This is a genomic window from Microbacterium algihabitans (assembly GCF_032464975.1).
In the GTDB taxonomy this organism is placed as follows: Bacteria; Actinomycetota; Actinomycetes; order Actinomycetales; family Microbacteriaceae; genus Microbacterium; species Microbacterium algihabitans.
In genome coordinates this window covers 178,823-201,050 of sequence record NZ_JAWDIU010000006.1, presented here as the reverse complement: position 1 = coordinate 201,050, position 22,228 = coordinate 178,823, and the positions used below count along the sequence as shown (strand labels likewise).

The following is a 22,228-nucleotide window of genomic DNA, read 5'->3' as shown; positions in this document are numbered from 1 at the left end:
AGGGGGTCGGTAGGCTGGGAGGACTTGCCGCGCGACATCGAGGACACCTGAATGACCGATCTGATCGACACCACCGAGATGTACCTGCGCACGATCCTCGAGCTCGAGGAGGAGAAGATCGTGCCCCTGCGGGCGCGCATCTCCGAGCGCCTGGGGCACTCCGGGCCGACGGTCTCGCAGACGGTCGGGCGCATGGAGCGCGACGGTCTGGTCGTCGTGTCGGAGGACCGCCGGCTCGAGCTCACCGACGCCGGCCGCCAGAAGGCCGTCGACGTCATGCGCAAGCACCGTCTCGCCGAGCGTCTGCTCAGCGACGTGATCGGCCTCGACTGGGCCTACGTGCACGACGAGGCCTGCCGCTGGGAGCACGTCATGAGCGAGCAGGTCGAGCGTCGCCTCGTCGAGCTGCTCGGGCACCCCACCGAGTCGCCGTACGGCAACCCCATCCCCGGACTCGACCAGCTCGGTGACGCCAGCAGCGTCACCTTCGACGACGGCGTGGTCGGCCTGGTCCGCAAACTCACCGACGCGGGCGGACCCATCTCGGGCACGGTCCGCCGGCTCGCCGAACCCGCGCAGGTCGACCCCGAGCTGCTGCAGCAGTTGAAGGCCGCGGGCGTGCTGCCCGGAGCCCACGGCGACTACCGCTTCAACGAGGGCTACGTGCTCGTGCAGATGGACGGCGTCGACGAAGGCCTCGAGCTGCCCGTCGAGGTGGCCTCGCACATCTTCCTCGTCGCCGAGGCGTGATCGGGGGCGCCCTTACCCGAGCATCCGCCGTGCACGCCTTCGGAAGCGTGACATGTTCGTTATCTTCGGGTAGCCTTCGAAGGTCCACAGGCGAGAAGCCCGCCGTCGGACCCCTCGCGGTTTTGCCTCATCGGCTCGTCGTCTGCAGAGGGTGAAGCCCGCACATCGTGCCCCATATTCGAGTGCTGACGAGCCAGCGTGACCGCCCCCGGGTGATCGCGCAGAGGCGCCGGAGGAACTTTGGCTGAAAACACCGATCCCGCTGCGGACCTACCCGAGGTCCCCGCGACCGGACCCACACGCAAGAGCACCCGTGCCGCTGCCGTCGTGCCGTCAGCGAAGCGTCCCGTGGTCACCTCGATCACCGCGGCCGCACCCGCCGCCCGCACCGCACCCGCGCGCAGCGCGTCGTCGCAGCGCCGGTTCGGCAAGCCCGTGCGCAGTGCCGTGATCCTGTCGATGGTCGCCGGCCTCGTCGCGACGGTCGCGATCCCCGCGTACGCCGCGACCATGCCGGCCGCCGAGACCGTGACGCTCCAGCAGATGTCGGCTCCCGACAACCAGTCGCTGGTCGTCGCGTCCGACTCCACCGCCGCGACGCTCGACCGCAGCAGCTACTCGGCAACCACCGCCGAAGAGATCCAGAAGAAGAAGGATCAAGAGGCCGCCGCGGCCGCCGCCGCCGAGCGCGCCCGTCAGCTGGCCGCCAACGCGTCGAAGGCGTCGAGCAGCAGCTCGTCGAGCTCCGTGTCGGTCGACCTCAACATGACCGCACCGGGCTCCGGCGAGGTGCGCTGGCCCCTCACCAGCTACAAGCTGGGCCGTGGCCTGTGGGACTCCGGCTACCACCAGGGCGTCGATCTGCTCGCGCCGCAGGGGCAGCCGATCTTCGCCGCCGCCGCCGGCGTCGTCAAGGTCTCGCAGGAGAGCTACGGCGGCTACGGCGTCGCGATCGTCATCGAGCACGTCATCAACGGCCAGAAGGTCTCGACCACCTACGGGCACATGACCTACGGCACCCGTCAGGTGCAGGCGGGTCAGACGGTCGCCGCAGGCCAGGTCATCGGCCTCGTCGGCTCGACCGGCAGCTCGACCGCCAACCACCTGCACTTCGAGGTGCACATCAACGGCTCGGTCGTCGACCCCTACGCCTGGTTGCAGCAGAACGCGGGCTGAGCCCCTCCATCACGCGAGACGGCGTGTCGGAGACGATGTTCTCCGACACGCCGTCTTCTGTTTCCCCGAGTGGCCGACCCCGGGCGTGTCGTGGTGGGTTAGCCTGTCAGCGACGTCGGAAGAACCGAAGGGAAGACCGATGAACACCAGCCCGCGCATCCGCACCATGGATGCGCTCGGGCTGCTCGTTCTTCGGCATCGTGTGTTCGGATGCCGCGGCCTCGCCGCGACTTCGAAGGCGCTGTCTGCCTAGACAGCGCCTTTTTTCATACCCCTGAGTGCCCTCCTCGTCACGAGTCGAACATCCGAGAAGCCGTCTCGGCCATTCGAGAGGAAACGGAATGCGCACACTGGTGCTGAACGCGGGCTACGAGCCCCTCGCGGTCGTGTCGTTCAAGCGAGCCCTCGTGCTCGTGATGAACGAGAAGGCCACCGTCGTCGAACGCATCGAGGAGGACCCCGTCTGGGCGGCCGCCGGCGAGTACGACCGCCCGGCCGTGATCATCCTCACCCGCTACGTGCGGGTTCCGGGAGCCCGTCGCGTCCCCGTCACACGCCGCGGCGTGCTGCGGCGCGACGCGCACCGGTGCGGATACTGCGGCAAGGCGGCATCGACCATCGACCACGTCATGCCCCGCTCGCGCGGCGGCAAGGACACGTGGGAGAACCTCGTGGCGTGCTGCCTGGCCTGCAACAACATCAAGGGCGACCGCACCCCGCAAGAGATGCGGTGGGAGCTCCGGCTCGTTCCGGCGCCCCCGCACGGCTCTTCGTGGACCGTTCGCGGCGTCGACAAGAGCGACCCGCGGTGGGAGCCGTACCTGGCGTTGGCGGCCTGACCACGGCATCCGGGATCATCCCCTCCCCGAACGCTCAGGCGTGCAGGGGAGCGAGGTCTTGCAGACCGGTCACGCGCAGGAGATCGAGGCGGTCGGCATCCGGAGTGCCCGGGGCCACCGTGTAGACCACGACGCGCAGGTCGCTGCCCGGCACGCTGAGCACGTCGCAGTCGACCTCGATCTCGCCGACCGCCGTGCGCACGCGTTTGCGGCTGCTGCGGTGCTCGGCGATGTGGGCGGAATCCCACCGGCGCTCGAACTCCGGGGAGTCGCGGCGCAGGCGCGCGACGAGGTCGACGAGCGATCGGTCGGCGGGATATCGACCGAGCGCCGAGCGCAGATCGGCCACGAGGTCGCGGGCGAACTCCTCGTCGTGCACGGCATCCCACGCGATCCCCTCGTGGCCCTGGGTGAAGTGACGCCAGACGACGTTGCGCTCGAGCCCGGTGCGCCGGAGGGGATCGCCGTCGAACGCGGCCCAGAGGGCGTTCCACAGCAGGAGGTCGTGCGCGGCGGTGAAGACCGCGAGGGGCACGTCGGTGAGGCGGTCGACCAGCCGCTGGACGCCCGGGGTGATGTGCCGGGGCACGAGGCCGCGCGGGGGAGGGGCGCTGCCGGCGACCCGGAACAGGTGGTCGCGTTCGGCTGCTGTGAGCCGCAGCGCCGTCGCGAGGGCGCCGAGCATCTGCCCCGACGGATGGGTCGCCCGCCCCTGCTCGAGCCGCACGACGTAGTCCACGCTCACCCCGGCGAGGGCCGCGAGCTCCTCGCGGCGCAGGCCCTGCGTGCGGCGCCCGGGTCCGGCGGGGAGGCCGACCTCCTCGGGCCGGACGCGCTCGCGCCACGACCGCAGCACGCTGGCGAACTCGCTCATCCCTCCATCATGGTCCCGTGCGCGCCGGGGATCCTGGTACCGGTGGACCCCCCGTCGTCCCGTACCTGGGGCGGCCGCGACGGTGGGCGCAGGATGAGGTCATGACGACGACACTCATCACCGGAGCAAACCGCAGCCTGGGCCTGGAGACCGCCCGGCGCCTCATCGACGCCGGCCACACGGTCTACGCCGGCATGCGCGACCTCGCCACGGGCGACGACGTCCGGGCGCTCGGCGCTCACGCCGTGCAGCTCGACGTGACCGACCAGGCGAGCGTGGATGCCGCGTTCGCCACCCTTCCCGCCCTCGACGTGCTCGTGAACAACGCGGGCGTGCTCGGCACCTCCCACGGCGTCGACGACCTCGACGTCGCGGCGATGACCGAGGTGTTCGACACGAACGTGATGGCCGTGGTGCGCCTGACCCAGGCGGCCCTGCCGTTGCTGCGCCGCTCGGCGAACCCGGTCATCGTCAACGTGGCGTCCGGAGTCGGGTTCACCCGGTGGCTGACGACGCCGGGGCACGACGAGTTCGGCGTCCCGTCGATTCCCTACGCGGCGTCGAAGGCCGCCGTGATCGCCCTGACGGTGCAGTACGCCAAGAACCTGCCCGAGATGCGGGTGAACGCCTCCGACCCGGGCTATACGGCGACGGCGTTCAACGGATTCGGCGGTCACCAGACGATCACCGAAGGGACGGATGCCACCGTCGCCCTGGCCCTGATCGATCGCGACGGTCCGAGCGGGGAGTTCCACGACCGCACCGGGCGGATCGCGTACTGAGGGCACGCGGGGTGCCGGGCGGGTGCGACCCCCGCTCGGGGCCGATGTCGGAGGTCGATCGTATCTTCGAGCCACAGGGATTGAGGCGATAGAACAGATGTTCTAACCTGTGGGAGTGAGGGCGATCATGCGAGACCAGGTACAGGCCGTACCCGACATCCATGCGCTGCGCGATCGCCTCGAGCGCATGCAGGGGCGGCGCATGGACGCCCCGGTACTGCCGACCCATCCCGCGTTCACCTCGCTGCTGCCCGGCGGAGGGCTCCGGTCGGGGTCGGCGTACTCCCTCGCCCGCTCGGCGTCGCTGCTCTTGGCGCTCATGGCGCGCCCCTCGCAGGACGGCGCCTGGTGCGGGGTCATCGGCATGCCCGAGCTCGGCGCCGAGGCGGCGGAGAAGTACGGGCTCGACCTCGATCGGCTCGTGTTCATCCCCGACCCCGGGCCGCGCTGGCTCGCGGTGACGGCGACGATCACCGAGGTGCTGCCGGTCGTCGCCGTCCGGCCCCCGGCCGGCTCCTCCGCCGCACGCGGGGGCGCTGAGACCACGCGCCTGGCCGCGCGTCTGCGCGATCGCGGGTCGGTGCTGCTCGTGCAGGGGGAGTGGCCCCAGGCCGAGGCGGTCATCGACGTCGCCGACCCCCGGTGGTCGGGTCTCGGGCAGGGCCACGGATACCTGGCGGGTCGTGAGCTGACGGTGTCGGTGAGCAGCCGCCGTTCGCCGAACGCGCGGCGGGCCCGCATGCTGCTCCCCGCCGCCGACGGATCGATCGAACTGCTGGGCGCCCCCGCCGAGCGGCTCGTCTCGCGCGAACGCGACGCCTTCCGTGCGCGGGCGGTCGGCTGATGCAGGCGCCCACGCGCAGCCTGGTGCTGTGGTTCCCCGACTGGCCCATCACGGCGTTCGCGCACGAGGCCACCACCCCGCCGAAACCGGATGCCGCGGTGGCGGTGTTCGCCAACAACCTCGTCGTCGCCTGCTCGTGGGCCGCCCGCGCACAGGGCGTGCGCCGCGGGCAGAAGCGTCGCGACGCCCAGGCGCTGTGCCCGACGTTGCAGGTGGTGGCGGCCGATCCCGTCCGCGATGCGCGGGCGTTCGCCCCCGTCGTCGCGCGGATCGAAGAGCGGGCGCCCGGCGTGCAGATCGTGCGGCCCGGTCTGTGCGCGCTGCGGTCCCGAGGGCCGGCGCGGTACTATGGCGGCGAGGCCGAGGCGGCGCGCATGTTCATCCGCCTGCTCGACGACGAGGGGTTCTCCGGGGTGCGGGCGAGCGTGGCCGACGGCGTGTTCACGGCCGAGCACGCGGCCCGGTCCGCCGCCGCGGACGACCCGGTGCGCATCGTCGCGCCCGGAGATGCGGGGGTGTTCCTCGCGCCCCTGTCGATCGCCACGCTCGACGACGACGAATTCGGCAGCCTCCTCTCGCGTCTGGGCGTGCACACGCTGGGCGCTCTCGCGGCCCTGCCCGTCGAGCGGGTGCGTGAGCGCTTCGGTGAACGCGGCGTGCGGTTGCACGCCCTGGCCGCGGGGCTCGACTCCCAACCGGTGCAGCCGCGCACGCCCCCGCCCGAGCTGCACCGCGAGGTGGCGTTCGAACCCCCGCTCGAGCTCGCCGACCAGATCGCGTTCGGCATGCGCGTCGCGGCCGAAGAGTTCATCGCGCAGTTGGGAGCGCACGATCTGGTCTGCACCGAACTGCGGGTCGTGCTCACGGGCGAGCGAGGCGAGCGCAGCGAACGCGTATGGCTGCACCCCGGGTCGTTCGACGCCGCCGGTGTCGTCGATCGCGTGCGCTGGCAGTTGGCCGAAGACGCCCAGGGCATCTTCGGCAGCGGGGTGGCCGGGGTGCACATCGAGCCCGAAGCCGTCGACGCCGCCGCCCATCACGCCAAGGGGCTGTTCGGCGCCGGCCCCGACGAGCGCGTGCACCACGCCCTCTCGCGTGTACAGGCCATGCTCGGCCACCGCGGGGTGGTGACCCCCGTCATCGGCGGCGGGCGCTGGCTCGCCGAGCGTCAGGTGCTCGTGCCGTGGGGCGACAGGGCGATCACCGCGAAAGACCGCGCCCGGCCGTGGCCCGGCAGCCTCCCCGACCCCCTGCCGGCCGTCGTCTACCCCGAACCCCGACCGGTCGGCGTCACCGACATCGCCGGCGCCTCCGTCACGGTGGGCGAGCGCGACGTGCTCAGCGCTCCGCCGGCGGTGCTCGAGACCGCCGGGCAACGCCGCCGCATCAGCGAGTGGGCAGGTCCGTGGCCCATCAGCGAACGCGGGTGGGACCCCCTGCGCGCGCGGCGCGCCCACCGCTTCCAGGTGGTCGACGCCGATGGCGGCGCGTGGCTGCTGGTCGTCGAAGAGGGCGAGTGGCGAGCGGAGGGGCGTTATGACTGAGGGTCGATCCGTCCCGGCCGTCACGCCTGTCGCGCCCGGGTGCACGCGCGGGGCAGGGGTGCGCTGATGGGCTGGAACAACCCCCCGGTGAAGTGGTCGGAGCTCGAGCGCATGCTCAGCGACGCCCGACGCCCGACCGGCACGCCGACCAACGGCGACGGCGGAGACAGCCCGGCCTGGTCGCACAAGCGCGGCGCCTACGTGCCGCCGTCGATCGAGCGCCCCGCCGACGCCGTTCCGTACGCCGAGTTGCACGCGCACTCGTCGTACTCGTTCCTCGACGGCGCCTCCTCGCCCGAAGAACTCGTCGAAGAGGCCGAGCGCCTCGGCCTGCACGCGCTCGCCCTCACTGATCACGACGGCTTCTACGGGATCGTCCGCTTCGCCGAGGCGGCCGAGGCCCGAGCGGTCAAGACGGTGTTCGGGGCGGAACTCTCCCTCGGGCTCACCGGCCCGCAGAACGGCGAGGCCGACCCCGAAGGATCCCACCTGCTCGTGCTCGCCCGTCGAGAAGAGGGGTATCACCGCCTGGCCGCCGCGATCACCCACGCGCAACTCACCGGTGCCGAGAAGGGGCGTCCCGTCTACGACCTCGAAGACCTCGCCGCGCGCGCCGGCGGGCCGGAGGATTCGCAGTGGGCGGTGCTCACCGGATGCCGCAAGGGCGCGGTGCGCCTGGCGCTGGCATCCGAGGGCCCCACCGGTGCCGCCCGCGAGCTCGACACCCTGGTGCGGTTGTTCGGCCCCGGGTCGGTCTACGTCGAGCTCATGGACCAGGGCGACCCGCTCGATTCGCGTCGCAACGACGTGCTGGCCGCGCTCGCCGCAGAGAGAGGGCTCCCGACGCTCGCGACGAACAATGTGCACTACGCGGCCCCGCAGAAGCAGCTGCTCGCCGCAGCGGTGGCCGCGGTACGGGCGAATCGGGGCCTCGATGAACTCGACGGGTGGCTTCCCTCGCACGCGGGCGCGCATCTGCGCTCGGGGGTCGAGATGGCGGCGCGCTTCGCCCGGTATCCGGGGGCGGTGGCGCGGACGGTGACGCTCGCCGACGAGATCGCCTTCCCGCTGCGTCGGGCCAAGCCCGCACTGCCGAAGCAGAAGGTGCCCGAGGGGCACACGCCCATGTCGTGGCTGCGTCATCTGGTGTGGGAGGCCGTGCCCCGCAAGTACCCGAACCTGTCCGACGACGATCGACGGCGCATCGAGCGCGAGCTCGAGGTCATCGAGATGAAGGACTTCCCGGGCTACTTCCTCATCGTCTACGGCATCGTGGCCGAAGCGCGACGGCGCGGCATCCTGTGCCAGGGCCGCGGCTCGGCGGCCAACAGCGCCGTCTGCTACCTGCTCGACATCACCGCCGTCGACTCGATCTTCTACAAGCTGCCGTTCGAACGGTTCCTGTCGAGCCTGCGCGACGAGGAGCCCGACATCGACGTCGACTTCGACTCCGACCGTCGCGAAGAGATCATCCAGTGGGTCTACGGCGAGTACGGACGCGAGCGGGCGGCACAGGTCGCGAACGTCATCCAGTACCGCCCCAAGAACGCGGTGCGCGACATGGCGCGCGCGCTCGGGCACTCCCCGGGCCAGCAAGACGCCTGGTCGAAGCAGGTCGAGCGCTGGGGCGCGACGCTCGAGTCGGGAGCCGACCACGACATCCCCGACCAGGTCATCGAGTTCGCCTCCGAACTGCTCAAGGCCCCCCGACATCTCGGCATCCATTCCGGGGGCATGGTGCTGACCGATCGTCCGGTGGGCGAGGTCGTGCCCATCGAGCACGCCCGCATGGAGAACCGCACGGTGATCCAGTGGGACAAAGACGACGCCGCGTGGATGGGGCTGGTGAAGTTCGACCTGCTGGGGTTGGGCATGCTCGCGGCGCTGCAGTACTGCTTCGACCTGATCCGCGACGCCACGGGCGAGTCCTGGGAGCTGTCGACACTGCCGAAGGAAGAGAAGGCGGTGTACGACATGCTCTGCCGGGCGGACTCGATCGGGGTGTTCCAGGTGGAGTCCCGCGCCCAGATGGGGTTGCTGCCGCGCCTGCAGCCGCGAAAGTTCTACGACCTGGTCGTGCAGATCGCGCTCATCCGCCCCGGGCCCATCCAGGGTGGGGCCGTGCACCCGTTCGTGCGGCGCAAGCTCGGACAAGAACCCATCACCTACGTGCACCCCAAGCTCGAACCGGTGCTCGCGCGCACGATGGGCGTGCCGGTGTTCCAGGAGCAGCTCATGCAGATGGCCGTCGCCATCGGCAACTGCTCGGCCGAAGACGCCGACCTGCTGCGGCGGGCGATGGGGTCCAAGCGCGGGCTCGAGCGCATCGACTCCCTGCGCGAGACGCTCTACGCCGGCATGGCCGAGAACGGCCTGGTCGGGCAGGTCGCCGACGAGCTGTACGCCAAGATCCAGGCGTTCGCGAACTTCGGTTTCGCGGAGTCGCACTCGCTGTCGTTCGCTCTGCTCGTGTACGCCAGTTCGTGGATCAAGCTGCACTATCCAGCGGCCTTCCTCGCGGGACTCCTGCGCGCCCAGCCCATGGGCTTCTACTCGCCGGCGACGCTCACCGCCGACGCACGTCGACACGGCGTGGTCGTGCGCCGCCCCGACCTGCTGCGTTCGGGGGTCGAGGCGACGCTCGAGGCCGTCGACGGGGTGGAGGCGAGCGCGGGGGCGAACGCTCGCACGGGGGTGCGGTTCGAGGCGGAACCGGATGCCGCGACGAGAGCGGCGTCGGAGGGGATCAGCGGTACCGCCGCCCGCAGCCGGCCCGCACCGACCGGGCTCGACGCGTGCGCGCACGCGGAGCAGCCACCCACCGGGGAGTTCGATCCGTCGGAACCCGATGAGACGCTCGCGCACCGGCGGGACGGCGGATTCACCGTGCGCCTCGGACTCGCGGGGGTCACCGGCATCGGCGCCAAGGTGGCCCAGCGCATCGTCGCCGAGCGCGAGCGAAACGGCGCGTACCGCGACCTGCGCGACCTCGTGCGGCGCACGGGGCTGGTCACCGCCCAACTCGAGGCCCTCGCCACGGCGGGCGCTTTCGAGAGCCTCGGGCACACGCGTCGCGAGGCGATCTGGCTGTCGGGTTCGGCGGCGCTGGACCGCCCCGAGTTCTTGCCCGACTCCCTCGTGGCCGTGCAGCCTCCGCTGTTCACCGACCCGTCGAGCTACGAGATCCTCGCGTCCGACCTCTGGGCGACAGGGCTCTCCGCCGACGACCATCCGATGACGCATTTCCGTTCGGCCCTCGATGCGCGCGGAGTGCTCACCTCCCGCGAACTGCGCACCTTCGAGACCGATCGTCGCATCGAGGTGGCCGGGCTCGTCACTCATCGTCAGCGGCCGGCCACGGCATCCGGGATCACCTTCCTCAACCTCGAAGACGAGCACGGGCTCATGAACATCATCTGCTCGGTCGGGGTGTGGAACAGGTACCGCCGCGTGGCGCGCGAGTCGCCCGCCCTGATCGTGCGGGGAATGCTCGAGCGCTCGGTCGAGGGGGTGACGAACGTGGTGGCCGACGGATTCACCGATCTGCGCGTCGGTGTCGCCCACGCCTCGCGCGACTTCCGGTGACGTCGGAGGGCGTCACTAGACTCGGGCCCACCGTGGTTCGTTCCGACCAGACAGGGGAAACGACATGACCGACACTTCCACTCCGCCCGACGGCTGGTACCCCGACCCCGCCGGCGGCGGCGGGCTGCGCCGCTGGAACGGCACCTCCTGGACCGACGAGGTGCGCTCCGCCGACGGCGCGTCGAGCGCCTCGACGGAGGGGGCGGATGCCGCCGCGCACGACGACCGCGCGGATGCGGCCGTCGCCGGCGATGTTGCCGGGCACGATGCTGTCGGGCGCGATGCAGCCGGTTACGACGCCGCCGGTCACGATGCAGCCGGCGATGTCGCCGGGCACGATGCTGTCGGTCACGATGCAGCCGGCTATGTCGCCGAGCACGACGCAGCCGGGCATGACGCCGCCGGTCACGACGCAGCCGGCGATGTCGCCGAGCGCGGTCCTGTCGAACACGATGCTGTCGGCGACGACGCCCTCGGTCACGACGACGCGGGCGGCCACGATGCCGCTGGACACGACGCGGTCGGCGCTGCTGCCGGTCTCGACGCCGCCGCATACGGCGCTGGCGGTCACGACGACCACTCCGTGGCGGCGGACTCCCACGACTCGGATGCCGACAGGGTGAACCCGGATCCGCTCGGCTCGGTCGACCGTCAGGCGTCCGTCGAGGCGCCGGGCGAGACGGGTGCGCACGAGTCGGCTCAGACGCACGGCTCGAGCGGTTCTGCTGCGGCGGCCGCCGCCGCAGGCGCGGTGGGCGGAGTTGCCGCAGCGGGAGTCGCTTCGGCCCACGGCTCCTCCACGGACTCCGGCGCAGCGTCCGGCTCGGGCGCCGCACCCGGATACGGCGCGGCTGCCGGCTCGGGGGCGACTCCGGGGTACGGCGCGACGCCGACCTCCGCCCCCGCCTACGGCTCGACCCCCGCATACCGCTCCGCACCCGGATACCCGAACGCCCCTGCCTACCCCGCCTCGACGCCCGCCGGGTACGACGCCGCCCCGCGCCGCGACATCAAGACCAACACCGTCTGGATCTGGCTGATCGTCGCGCTCCCCTTGGTGAGCGTCCTCAGCCTGTTCCTCTTCGACTGGGGGTCGTACATCCGCGACTCGGTCTACGCCGACCTGGCCTCCGGAGGCATGGGTGGTCCGTCGATGGCGGGCTCGCTCGTGACGATCGTGGCGAGTGTCGTGAGCCTCGTCCTCGCCGCCTTGACCGTGCTGTTCGCCTTCCTCGACTGGCGTCAGCTGCGCGCGCGGGGCGTGGACCGTCCGTTCCACTGGGCCTGGAGCTTCACGGTCCTCGCCATCGGCACCGGGCTCGTCTACATCATCGGTCGAGGCGTCGTGCTGCGTCGTCGCACCGGATCGGGGCTCGCGCCCGTGTGGGCGGCCATCGCGGTCACCGTCGTCACGCTCATCATCGGCAGCGTGTGGCTCGTCATGATCCTGGGCCAGGTGTTCGCGGTCATTCAGGAGCTGCAATACATGTACGGCTACTGACCCGCCACGCACCCGGGGCCGGACTCGTCGAAAGGCGGGCCCGGCCTCGCTTGCGTCTGAACCCGGTCTCGGTGCCGTGCGGCCCCACGCGCGCCACTTCGCCGCACGGCGGACCGGCCCCGGTCGCGTACCGGGCGGGCTCAGCCCGACAGCCCCGTCTGCCCCGCCCGCGCTGCCAGCACCGCATCGAGCAGAGCGTGCGCCGTGTCGTCCTTCGACCCGGCCACCTCGGCGGCCACGGTTCCGTCACGGTCGACGATCACCAGGGCGTTCTGCGTCGATTCGAAACCCTGCGTCCACCCGACCGCGTTCGCGGCCAACAGGTCGACGCCCTTGCGTGCGGCCTTCGCCCGGGCACGATCGAGCAGTTCGCCATCACTGCCGACGGTCTCCGCGGCGAACGCGACGATCGTCTGCCCCGCGCGGCGGTTCGCGACCAGCCCTGCCACGACGTCGCGGTTCTCGCGCAGCTCGAGGGTCAGAGCGCCGGGGGAGTCCTGCTTGCGCAACTTGGTGTCCGACACCGACGCGACGGAGTAGTCCGCGACCGCGGCCGCCATGACGATGACGTCGGCGTCGGGGGCAGCGGCATCCATCGCCCGTCCGAGCTCGTCGGCCGTACCGACACCGACGACCTCGATGCCCGGTCCGGGCCGCACGACGCCATCGAGATGAGCGGCGACGAGGGTCACGCGCGCCCCGCGCTCGGCGGCGGCGTGGGCGATCGCCACGCCCTGGCGACCACTCGACCGATTGCCGAGGAAACGCACGGGATCGATGGGCTCGCGAGTGCCGCCCGCGCTCACGACGACCGCCAGACCCTCGAGGTCGCCCGACCGCGCGACGAGGGCGAGGGCGGCCGAGGCGATCTCTTCGGGCTCCGACATGCGACCCGGACCCGAGTCGCCTCCCGTGAGCACGCCGTCGGCGGGCCCCACGACGTGGACGCCCCGCGCACGCAGCACCTCCATGTTGTGCACGGTCGCCGGATGCCGCCACATCTCGGTGTGCATCGCCGGCGCCACCACGACGGGAGCGGTCGTCGCCAGCAGCGTCGTGCCGAGAAGGTCGGATGCCAATCCCGCCGCCATCGACGCCAGGGTGTTCGCGGTCGCGGGGGCGACGATGACGAGGTCGGCCGATTGGCCGAGCGACACGTGCCGCACCTTCGCGACGTCGTCGTGCACCGAGGTGGTCACGGGATTGCGGCTCAGCGCCTCCCACGTCGGCAGCCCGACGAAGCGCAGCGCATCGGAGGTGGGGACCACGTGCACATCGTGCCCGGCCTTCACCAACAGCCGCACGAGGCTCACGGTCTTGTAGGCGGCGATTCCCCCGGTGACTCCGACGACGACGAACATCGCCCCAGTCTCCCAGGTCGTGCACGCGGCCGGTGGCGCGTCACCAGAACAGGAGATGTCACGGAAACAGGCTGATAGAGCCGATCGTCCTGTTCCGGTGACTCCTCCTGTTCTCGTGACGTTGCGGGTGGCGTGAGCGGCGACGCACGAGGGGCGGCGCTCACGTCTGAGGCTCAAGCGCGAACGGCCCCGCCCCTCCGCCCGCGAGTAGCGTTGACGGAATGTGCACGGTCGTGATCGACGTCCCCGACCGCGCGGGTGAGCCCGTGCGTCTCCTCGCCGTCCGCGACGAGGACCGCGACCGTCCGTGGCGCGGCCTCGGCGCCTGGTGGCCCGAGCGTCCCGGCGTGCTCGGCGTGCGCGACGACCGCGCCGGCGGCGCCTGGCTGGCCGTCGACCCCGACGCCGGGCGACTCGCGGTGCTCCTGAACCGCGAAGACCTCTCGGCCCGCCGCGACGACGAGGTGATGAGCCGGGGGAGCATCCCCCTCGATGCGGTCGGCGCCGGCATCCCGGACGCTCCTCGCACGCGCGGCTTCAACCTCGTCGAGGTCGACGCTGACGGTGCGCACCTCGTCGAGTGGGACGGCCTTATCGCGCGACGAACGACCCTCGCCCCCGGGACCCACATGATCGCCCACCACGCGGTCGACGACCCTGGCACCCCGCGCATCGCGCGCTGGCTCGAGGCGTTCCGCGATGCGGGCCTCGCCGAGGGATCGGAATGGTGGATGCCGTGGCTCGACGTCGTCGAGGCCTCCACCGTCGATCCGTCGGCATCGGTGCTGCGCCGCGACGAGCACGACGGGCACGTGCTCGAGTCGCTGTTGGTGTGCGCGGCGACGATCGGTCCGGCCGGCGTCGAGCTGAGCCAGGCGACCCCCGCCGAGCCGGGGACCTGGGACGACGGTCTCATCGAGGGCCTGCGGCACGGCATCCGCCCGCTCTCTTCCGACGACGCGGGCGCCGGATCGCGTGCGACGGCCTCGCCCCGCACCGCGCAGTAGGCTGGAAAAGCCCCGCCTCCGTAGCTCAGGGGATAGAGCGCCGCACTCCTAACGCGGGCGTCGCAGGTTCGAATCCTGTCGGGGGCACCGTTTTTCCTCGCCGCGCGCGGGTGCTCGTCGCCGGCGTCGTCTGCGCGGTCGCGCCGCGGGAGGAGATCCGATCGGCGGAGGATCTCGCGGGACGGGTAGGTCCTCCTGTGCCCGGTCATCCTCCGCCGCCCGAACTGCCCCCACGGGCCGCCGCGCGGGCGCCGGGGACGTGCCGCGGTCGGATGAGCGCGCGTGTCGATCACGACGGCCGCCCCCGCGTCATCTCTCGGACCCGCCCGTTGCCTCCTCCCGCTCCGTCGTGGCATGATTACTGAACGATCGGTCGGAAAACCTCGCAGGTGAGGTGGACGGGCCCCGCCAGAGTCGGCGGGGGAGAGGAAGACGATGGCGGACGCGTTTCTCATCGGCGGTGCGCGCACCCCGGTCGGGCGGTACGGCGGGGCTCTGGCCTCCGTTCGTCCCGACGATCTCGCGGCCCTCGTCGTCGCCGAGGCGGTGGTCCGCGCGGGCGTTCCCGGCGAGGCGATCGACGAAGTGATCCTCGGTGCCGCCAACCAGGCCGGGGAGGACAACCGCAACGTCGCCCGCATGGCCGTGCTGCTCGCGGGGCTGCCCGACAGCATTCCCGGTCTCACCGTCAACCGCCTCTGCGCCTCGGGCATGAGCGCGATCGCGCTCGCCGCGCAGGCCGTGCGCGCGGGGGACGCCGACCTCGTCGTGGCCGGCGGCGTCGAGTCGATGACCCGCGCGCCCTGGGTGCAGGCGAAGCCCGAGAAGGCGTGGGCGAAGCCCGGGGCGTCCTTCGACACATCGATCGGCTGGCGTTTCACCAACCCGCGTCTCGTCGCGCGCGAGAAGGCCACGTTCTCGATGCCCGAGACGGCCGAAGAGGTCGCTCGCCTCGAGGGGATCTCGCGGGCGGATGCCGACGCCTTCGCCCTGCGCAGCCACGAGCGCGCGATCGCCGCCCAGGATGCCGGTCGTTTCGCCGACGAGATCGTCGCCGTCGACACCGGTCGAGGCATCGTCGACACCGATGAAGGGCCGCGCCGCGACACCTCGATCGAGGCGCTCGCGCGGCTCAAGCCGGTCGTGAAAGACGGCGAGGTCGTCACCGCGGGCAACTCCAGCTCGCTCAACGACGGGGCCTCGGCCCTCGTGGTCGCAAGCGCCGCCGCCGTCGAGCGGTACGGACTCCGGCCGCGCGCGCGGATCGTTGCGCACGCCGCCGCGGCTCTCGCTCCCGAGGTCATGGGGCTCGGCCCCGTGCCGGCGACCGAGAAGGCTCTCGCGAAGGCCGGGCTGTCGGCATCCGACCTCGACGCCGTCGAACTCAATGAGGCGTTCGCCTCGCAGTCACTCGCGTGCGTGCGGCGCCTCGGACTCGACCCCGAGATCGTCAACGCCGACGGCGGGGCGATCGCGCTCGGGCATCCGCTGGGCTCGAGCGGCTCGCGGCTCATCGTGACGCTGCTCGGGCGCCTCGAACGCGAGAGCGCGCGGTACGGCCTCGCGACGATGTGCGTCGGCGTCGGCCAGGGCACCGCGATGATCGTGGAGCGGATCGATGGCTGAGCCGCGCACGTCGGCCCAGGTCCCTGAGCCCACCCAGGTCCCTGAGCCTGTCGAAGGGACCGGTACCCGCGAAGCCCGGGGGCCGGGGGCTTCGACAGGCTCAGCCACCGGCGCGCCGGGTTCAGCCACCTCCGTCACGCCGGCCCCTGAGCCCACCCAGGTCCCTGAGCCCACCCAGGTCCCTGAGCCTGTCGAAGGGACCGGTACCCGCGAAGCCCGGGGGCCGGGGGCTTCGACAGGCTCAGCCACCGGCGCACGCGGCTCAGCCACCGGCGCGCCGGGGTCAGCGCGCCTCCGCATCGAGACCGCCGACGACCGCGTCGTCGCGACCCTCGACCGCCCCGAGGTGCGCAACGCGATCGACCAGGCCATGGTCGACGAGCTGCACGCCCTGTGCGCCGAGCTCGAGGCGAACCCGCGCACCCTGATCGTCACCGGCGCGGACGGGATCTTCGCCGCGGGTGCCGACATCGCCCAGCTGCGCGAGCGCACGGGAGACGACGCGCGACGCGGCATCAATGCGACCGTGTTCGATCGCATCCGGCACCTCCCGATGCCCGTGATCGCCGCGGTCGACGGCTTCGCTCTCGGCGGGGGAGCCGAACTCGCGTACGCGGCCGACATCCGCCTCGGCACCCCTCGCGTGCGCTTCGGCAACCCCGAGCCGGGCCTCGGCATCATCGCCGCCGCCGGTGCGTCGTGGCGTCTGCCCGAGATCGTCGGCCACGCCCGCGCGAGCGAGCTGCTGCTCACCGCGCGCGTCATCGACGCCGACGAGGCCCTCTCCTGGGGGCTGCTGTCGAGCGTCCACGAGCCCGACGAGCTGCTGCCCGCCGCGCACGCAGTCGCCGACCGCATCGCGGCGAACGCCGTACGCGCGACGATCCTCACCAAGCGCGCGCTGCTCGCGCCCCGCGCCGACCACCCCGCGATCGACGGCGAGCTGCAGGCCGAGCTCTTCGACAGCGCCGACAAGCGCGCCCGCATGACCGCGTTCCTCGAGAGGAAGAAGAAGTGACCCTTCCCGAGACCACGTCTCGCACCCGTGCCGCCGCCGCGCCCGCCGGAGCCACGGCATCCGTCCCCGCCGTCGTCGGCGTGCTCGGCGGAGGCCGCATGGGTGCCGGCATCGCGCACGCGTTCCTGCTCGCCGGAGCCCGCGTGCACGTCGTCGAGCGCGACGAGGCCGCCGCCGCCCAGGCCCGTGAGCGCGTCGAGACCGCCCTGACCCGCTCGGCCGAGCGCGGAACGCAGATCCCGGATGCCGACACCCTCACCACCGGCCTCGATACCGCCGCGTTCGCCGAGGCGGGCCTCGTGATCGAGGCCGTGCCCGAGGATCGCGCCCTCAAACTTGACGCCCTCGCGCGGATCGAGGGGGCTGTGCAGGACGACGCGGTCGTGGCATCCAACACCTCCTCCATCTCGATCGACGCGCTCGCCGCTTCGCTCGCCCGGCCCGACCGGTTCCTCGGGCTGCACTTCTTCAACCCCGTACCCGCCTCGGCCCTCGTCGAGGTGGTGACCGGCGAGCGCACCGCCGCCGCGGTGGTCACGCGGGCGACGCAGTGGGTCGAGGCGATCGGCAAGACCGCCGTCGTCGTGCGCGATGCGCCGGGCTTCGCGTCGAGCCGTCTGGGGGTCGCGCTCGGGCTCGAGGCGATCCGCATGCTCGAGGAGGGCGTCGCCACCGCCCACGACATCGACACGGCGATGGAGCTGGGCTACCGGCATCCGATGGGGCCCCTGCGCACCACCGACATCGTCGGGCTCGACGTGCGTCTGGGCATCGCCGAAGAACTCGAGCGCGCGTTCGGCGCACGCTTCACCCCGCCCGCTTTGCTGCGCGACCTCGTCGCCCGGGGGCACCTGGGCCGCAAAACCGGTCGTGGATTCTACGAATGGAGCGCCTGATGACCTTCCTCCCCAGCTACGTGAACGGCGCCTGGTGGGCCCCCGACGGCGACCCCGACGCGGCGATCGTGCGCGACGCCTCGACGGGCGATGAGATCGTGCGCGTCAGCACGCACGGGCTCGATCTCGCGGGAGCCGTCGCCTTCGCACGCGAGACGGGGCAGAAGAGCCTCGGCGCGCTGACCTTCCACCAGCGCGCGATGGTGCTGAAGGACCTCGCGATCGCGCTGAACGAGCGCCGCGAAGAGCTGTACACGCTCTCGGAGCGCTCCGGCTCGACCCGCCGAGACTCGCTCAGCGACATCGACGGCGGCATCGGCGTGCTGTTCACCTTCTCGTCGAAGGCGCGGCGCGAGCTGCCCGCCGGGAAGGTCGTGCTCGACGGACCGATCGAGTCCCTGTCGAAGGACGGCTCTTTCCTCGGCCGGCACGTCTACACGCGCCTGCCGGGCGTCGCGGTGCAGATCAACGCCTTCAACTTCCCGATGTGGGGTGCTCTCGAGAAGTTCGCGCCGGCGTTCCTCGCCGGGCTCCCCACGATCGTCAAGCCCGCGACCCCGACGGCGTACGTCGCCGAGGCGTGGGTGCGCATGGTCGTCGAGACCGGTCTGCTGCCCGAGGGCTCGCTGCAGCTGGTGAGCGGGAGCGTCCCGGGCCTGTTCGACCTGCTCGATCTCGGCGACACGGTCGGATTCACCGGCAGCGCCTCGACCGCCGAGCGCCTGCGCGCCCAGGCGAAGCCCGGCGTGCGGTTCACGAGCGAGACCGACTCGATCAACGCCTCGATCCTCGGCCCCGACGCCACCCCCGGCACCCCCGAGTTCGACGCGTACGTCAAGCAACTGCTCGTCGAGCTCACGACCAAGGCGGGTCAGAAGTGCACTGCGATCCGCCGCGCGATCGTGCCGACGGGCATGACGGATGCCGTGGCCCAGGCCCTGCGCGACAAGATCGCCGAGCGCGTGGTCATCGGCGACCCGCGCGCCGAGGGCGTGACGATGGGACCGGTCGTGTCCCTCGAGCAGCGCGACGAGGTGCTGCGCCAGGTTCGCGCCCTGACCGATGCCGGTGGGCGCTTCGTGGTGGGAGCCACGGAGGCGCCCGAGGGAGCTCCCGCCGACGGCGCGTTCCTGCAGCCGATGCTGCTCGCCTTCGCGGATGCCGCGACCCCGGCCGTCAACGACATCGAGGCGTTCGGCCCGGTTGCGAGCATCGTCGAGTACGCCGACGTCGCCGAAGCCGCGACCATCGTGGGCCGCGGTGGGGGCTCGCTCGTCACGAGCGTCGCCACCCACGACCCCGACGTCGCGACCGAGCTGCTCACCCGCATGGGCGCGATGAACGGCCGCGTGCTCTTCCTCGACCGCGACGACGCCCGCACCTCGACCGGACACGGCGCCCCCGTGCCGCACCTCGTGCACGGCGGACCCGGTCGTGCCGGCGGCGGCGAGGAGCTCGGCGGCATCCGCTCGGTGCTCCACTCCATGCAGCGCACCGCGATCCAGGGCTCTCCCCGCATGCTCACCGCGTTGACCGGGGTATGGCATCCGGGAGCCGAGACCGACTCCGCCGGGACGCATCCGTTTCGCAAGCCCCTCTCGGACCTTCGAATCGGGGATGCCGTCGAATCGGCCGAACGCGAAGTCACCCTCGACGACATCGAGGTGTTCGCGAACTTCACCGGCGACACGTTCTACGCCCACATGGACGAGGAGTCGGCCGCGGCGAACCCCTTCTTCCCGGGGCGCGTCGCGCACGGCTACCTGCTCGTGTCGTGGGCGGCAGGGCTCTTCGTCGACCCGGCACCCGGCCCGGTGCTCGCCAACTCGGGGCTCGAGAACCTGCGTTTCGTCACCCCGGTCTCACCCGGGGATCGCATCCGCGTCGCCCTGACGGCGAAGCAGATCACCCCGCGCGAGACCGACGAGTACGGCGAGGTGCGGTGGGATGCCGTGATCCGCAACCAGAACGACGAGATCGTCGCGCAGTACGACGTGCTCACGCTCGTGGCCAAGACGTGGGCTCCCGTGGCGGTGCCGGCATGACCCTGCGGCCGATGATGCGCAACGACAACGCCTCCCGCATGCTCGGCATGGTCGTCGAGCACGACGCGCCAGGGGAGTCCCGCGTGTCGATGACCGTGCGCGACGACATGCTCAACGGTTTCGCCATCACCCACGGCGGGCTCGTCTTCACCCTCGCCGACACCGCGTTCGCGATCGCGTGCAACGAAGACGAGCGGGTCACGGTCGCCGGTGGCGCTGACATTACGTTCTTGAAGTCGACCACCGCGGGGCAGACGCTCACCGCGACCGCCGCCCGCCGCGCGCGCAGCGGGCGCACGGGCCTGTACGACATCCGCGTGACCGATGAGACGGGCGACCTCGTCGCCGAGGTGCGCGGCCGCAGCATCACGACGGATCGCCGGCCGCCGGCGCCGATGGCTGAGCCTGTCGACGCCGCGGGCGTTCAGCGTGGCCCGGTCCCTTCGACAGGCTCAGGGACCTCGGTTTCGCGCGGGAGCGAGGCGGCGCCGATGGCTGAGCCTGTCGAAGCCGCGGGCGTTCAGCGTGGCCCGGTCCCTTCGACAGGCTCAGGGACCTCGGTTTCGCGCGGGAGCGAGGCGGCGCCGGTGGCTGAGCCTGTCGAAGCCCCCGGCCCCCGCGCACTGCACGACCCCGCCCCCGAGCGCGACGAGGCGCTCACGACCACGGAGGTGTCCCGATGACCCTGACCGCCGCATCGCGCCCCGACTTCCTGGCATCCGTCGATCCGACCGCGATCCCGCTCGAGAGCCTGCGCGCTCTGCAGCTCGAGCGGCTGCAGTGGACCGTGCGCCACGCCTACGAGAACGTCGCGCTCTATCGACGGAAGTTCGACGAGGCCGGGGTCGGCCCCGACGACATCCGCAGCCTCGACGACATCCGCCTGCTGCCCTTCACGACCAAGGCCGATCTGCGCGAGACCTACCCCTTCGGCATGTTCGCGGTGCCGATGGCCGACGTCCGCCGCATCCACGCCTCGTCGGGCACGACCGGGCGCCCCACCGTCGTCGGCTACACCGCGGGTGACCTCGACCGGTGGGCCGATCTCGTCGCGCGTTCGCTGAGCGCCGCCGGCATCCGTGCCGGGGATCGCGTGCACAACGCCTACGGCTACGGCCTGTTCACCGGCGGCCTCGGAGCCCACGCGGGCATCGAGCGCCTCGGCGCGACCGTGATCCCGATGTCGGGCGGGCAGACCGCGCGACAGGCGCAGCTCATCCAGGACTTCGAGCCGGATGCCATCCTGTGCACGCCCAGCTACCTCCTGACGATCGCCGACGCCCTCGAGGCGTCCGGCGTCGACCCGCGCTCGACCTCGCTGAAGGTCGCGGTGCTCGGCGCGGAGCCGTGGACGAACGAGATGCGCCACGAGATCGAGCGTCGCCTCGACCTCGTCGCGGTCGACATCTACGGCCTGAGCGAGGTGATGGGCCCGGGCGTGGCATCCGAGAGCGCCCTCACCAAGGACGGTCCGCACATCTGGGAAGACCACTTCCTCCCCGAGACGATCGACGGCGAGAGCGGAGAGCCCGTCGGCGACGGCGAGCTGGGCGAGCTGGTGTTCACCTCGCTCACGAAAGAGGCGTTCCCGGTCATCCGCTACCGCACCCGCGACCTCACCCGGCTGCAGCCCGGCTCGGCGTTCCCGGCGATGCGGCGCATCGAGAAGATCACCGGCCGCAACGACGACATGATCATCCTGCGCGGTGTGAACCTCTTCCCGACGCAGATCGAGGAGATCGTGCTGGGCATCGAGAAGCTCACTCCGCACTTCGTGCTCGAGCTGCGTCGAGAAGGACGAATGGATGCCATGACCGTGCGCATCGAGCGGCATCCGGCCCTCGACCGCGAGGTGTGCGAGGCCGCCGGCGTCGTGCTGCAGCAGCGCATCAAGGTGCTGATCGGCACGACCGTCGGCGTGCGCGTCGAGGAACCGGGCGTGCTGCCCCGCAGCGAGGGCAAGTACAAGCGGGTGTACGACCTGCGCTGAGGGCCGGGGCGCGCCGGCCGGGCGGGTCGGGCGGGATGCGCCGCGCCTCTCGCGCACAACGCAGGAAATCGGGGAGGCCCCGCCCGAGTCGCCCGCCGGATTGAGGGGATCGGGTTCGCCGCGCCGCCGGTTCTCCTGCGTTGCGGCCCGGCCCGCGGTGTGGCCCGGCCCGCGGTGTGGCCCGGCCCGCGGTGTGGCCCGGCCCGCGGTGTGGCCCGGCCCGCGATGCGGCCTCGCCCGCGGTGTGGCCCGGCCCGCGGTGTGGCCCGGCCCGCGGTGTGGCCCGGCCCGCGATGCGGCCTCCCCGACGCGGCTCGACGAAGGGGCCTCGCGCCCGCGCGTCGAGGACGCACCGCTTCGTCGAGGACGCACCCGTCGGGCTTCAATCGG

General features: G+C 72.0%; 17 protein-coding genes and 1 tRNA gene. 16 read left to right on the top strand and 2 right to left on the bottom strand.

Annotated features, from left to right (window positions below; all coding sequences use genetic code 11):
* Window positions 1-51: 51 nt before the first annotated feature.
* The 3 genes from RWH43_RS15495 (at window position 52) to RWH43_RS15485 (ending at window position 2,765) form a co-directional block, all read left to right on the top strand.
* Window positions 52-750, top strand: coding sequence for an iron-dependent transcriptional repressor DtxR (locus tag RWH43_RS15495; RefSeq protein ID WP_230705367.1), 699 nt, complete (start codon window positions 52-54; stop codon window positions 748-750).
* Window positions 751-1,098: 348 nt separating this feature from the next.
* Window positions 1,099-1,926, top strand: coding sequence for a M23 family metallopeptidase (locus RWH43_RS15490; RefSeq protein WP_230705368.1), 828 nt, complete (start codon window positions 1,099-1,101; stop codon window positions 1,924-1,926).
* Window positions 1,927-2,267: 341 nt separating this feature from the next.
* A complete protein-coding gene (locus tag RWH43_RS15485) occupies window positions 2,268-2,765 on the top strand; it encodes an HNH endonuclease (protein ID WP_144833937.1) in 498 nt (165 codons plus the stop codon).
* A gap of 34 nt (window positions 2,766-2,799) precedes the next feature.
* Here RWH43_RS15485 and RWH43_RS15480 read toward each other — a convergent pair whose 3' ends face one another.
* Window positions 2,800-3,639, bottom strand: coding sequence for a helix-turn-helix domain-containing protein (locus tag RWH43_RS15480; protein ID WP_144833939.1), 840 nt, complete (start codon window positions 3,637-3,639; stop codon window positions 2,800-2,802).
* 101 nt (window positions 3,640-3,740) lie between these two features.
* Between RWH43_RS15480 and RWH43_RS15475 the strand changes: the two genes are divergently transcribed.
* The 5 genes from RWH43_RS15475 (at window position 3,741) to RWH43_RS15455 (ending at window position 11,895) form a co-directional block, all read left to right on the top strand.
* Window positions 3,741-4,421, top strand: a complete 681-nt coding sequence (locus tag RWH43_RS15475; protein WP_144833941.1) for an SDR family NAD(P)-dependent oxidoreductase — start codon at window positions 3,741-3,743, stop codon at window positions 4,419-4,421.
* Window positions 4,422-4,536: 115 nt separating this feature from the next.
* Window positions 4,537-5,265, top strand: a complete 729-nt coding sequence (gene imuA' / locus RWH43_RS15470; protein ID WP_437127395.1) for a DnaE2-dependent mutagenesis accessory factor ImuA' — start codon at window positions 4,537-4,539, stop codon at window positions 5,263-5,265.
* Window positions 5,265-6,809 carry a DNA polymerase Y family protein gene (locus tag RWH43_RS15465; protein WP_144833945.1) on the top strand — a complete coding sequence of 515 codons (1,545 nt, stop codon included), beginning with the start codon at window positions 5,265-5,267 and terminating at the stop codon, window positions 6,807-6,809. The genes imuA' and RWH43_RS15465 overlap by 1 nt, the downstream gene beginning before the upstream one ends.
* Before the next feature lie 66 nt (window positions 6,810-6,875).
* The gene (locus RWH43_RS15460; RefSeq protein WP_316001887.1) at window positions 6,876-10,394 is read left to right on the top strand and encodes an error-prone DNA polymerase; all 3,519 of its coding nucleotides are present in this window, start codon (window positions 6,876-6,878) and stop codon (window positions 10,392-10,394) included.
* 64 nt (window positions 10,395-10,458) lie between these two features.
* Window positions 10,459-11,895, top strand: coding sequence for a DUF2510 domain-containing protein (locus RWH43_RS15455; RefSeq protein ID WP_316001886.1), 1,437 nt, complete (start codon window positions 10,459-10,461; stop codon window positions 11,893-11,895).
* Between the two features lie 140 nt (window positions 11,896-12,035).
* Here RWH43_RS15455 and coaBC read toward each other — a convergent pair whose 3' ends face one another.
* The gene (gene coaBC / locus RWH43_RS15450; protein WP_316001885.1) at window positions 12,036-13,256 is read right to left on the bottom strand and encodes a bifunctional phosphopantothenoylcysteine decarboxylase/phosphopantothenate--cysteine ligase CoaBC; all 1,221 of its coding nucleotides are present in this window, start codon (window positions 13,254-13,256) and stop codon (window positions 12,036-12,038) included.
* Between the two features lie 221 nt (window positions 13,257-13,477).
* On the opposite strand from coaBC, the gene RWH43_RS15445 reads away from it, so the two are divergent.
* From RWH43_RS15445 to RWH43_RS15410, 8 genes are all read left to right on the top strand, one after another.
* Window positions 13,478-14,263, top strand: a complete 786-nt coding sequence (locus RWH43_RS15445; protein WP_154097502.1) for an NRDE family protein — start codon at window positions 13,478-13,480, stop codon at window positions 14,261-14,263.
* 14 nt (window positions 14,264-14,277) lie between these two features.
* Window positions 14,278-14,350, top strand: a tRNA-Arg gene (locus RWH43_RS15440).
* Window positions 14,351-14,698: 348 nt separating this feature from the next.
* Window positions 14,699-15,889: a thiolase family protein gene (locus RWH43_RS15435; RefSeq protein WP_154097503.1), complete on the top strand. Its 1,191-nt coding sequence runs from the start codon at window positions 14,699-14,701 to the stop codon at window positions 15,887-15,889.
* Window positions 15,890-16,187: 298 nt separating this feature from the next.
* A complete protein-coding gene (locus tag RWH43_RS15430) occupies window positions 16,188-16,907 on the top strand; it encodes an enoyl-CoA hydratase/isomerase family protein (RefSeq protein WP_316001919.1) in 720 nt (239 codons plus the stop codon).
* Window positions 16,904-17,803 carry a 3-hydroxyacyl-CoA dehydrogenase family protein gene (locus RWH43_RS15425; protein WP_316001884.1) on the top strand — a complete coding sequence of 300 codons (900 nt, stop codon included), beginning with the start codon at window positions 16,904-16,906 and terminating at the stop codon, window positions 17,801-17,803. The genes RWH43_RS15430 and RWH43_RS15425 overlap by 4 nt, the downstream gene beginning before the upstream one ends.
* Window positions 17,803-19,848 (top strand): phenylacetic acid degradation bifunctional protein PaaZ, encoded by a 2,046-nt coding sequence (gene paaZ / locus RWH43_RS15420; RefSeq protein WP_316001883.1) that lies wholly within the window; start codon window positions 17,803-17,805, stop codon window positions 19,846-19,848. The genes RWH43_RS15425 and paaZ overlap by 1 nt, the downstream gene beginning before the upstream one ends.
* Window positions 19,845-20,531, top strand: coding sequence for a hydroxyphenylacetyl-CoA thioesterase PaaI (gene paaI / locus RWH43_RS15415; RefSeq protein ID WP_316001882.1), 687 nt, complete (start codon window positions 19,845-19,847; stop codon window positions 20,529-20,531). The genes paaZ and paaI overlap by 4 nt, the downstream gene beginning before the upstream one ends.
* Window positions 20,528-21,838 carry an AMP-binding protein gene (locus RWH43_RS15410; RefSeq protein WP_230705376.1) on the top strand — a complete coding sequence of 437 codons (1,311 nt, stop codon included), beginning with the start codon at window positions 20,528-20,530 and terminating at the stop codon, window positions 21,836-21,838. The genes paaI and RWH43_RS15410 overlap by 4 nt, the downstream gene beginning before the upstream one ends.
* Window positions 21,839-22,228 lie beyond the last annotated feature (390 nt).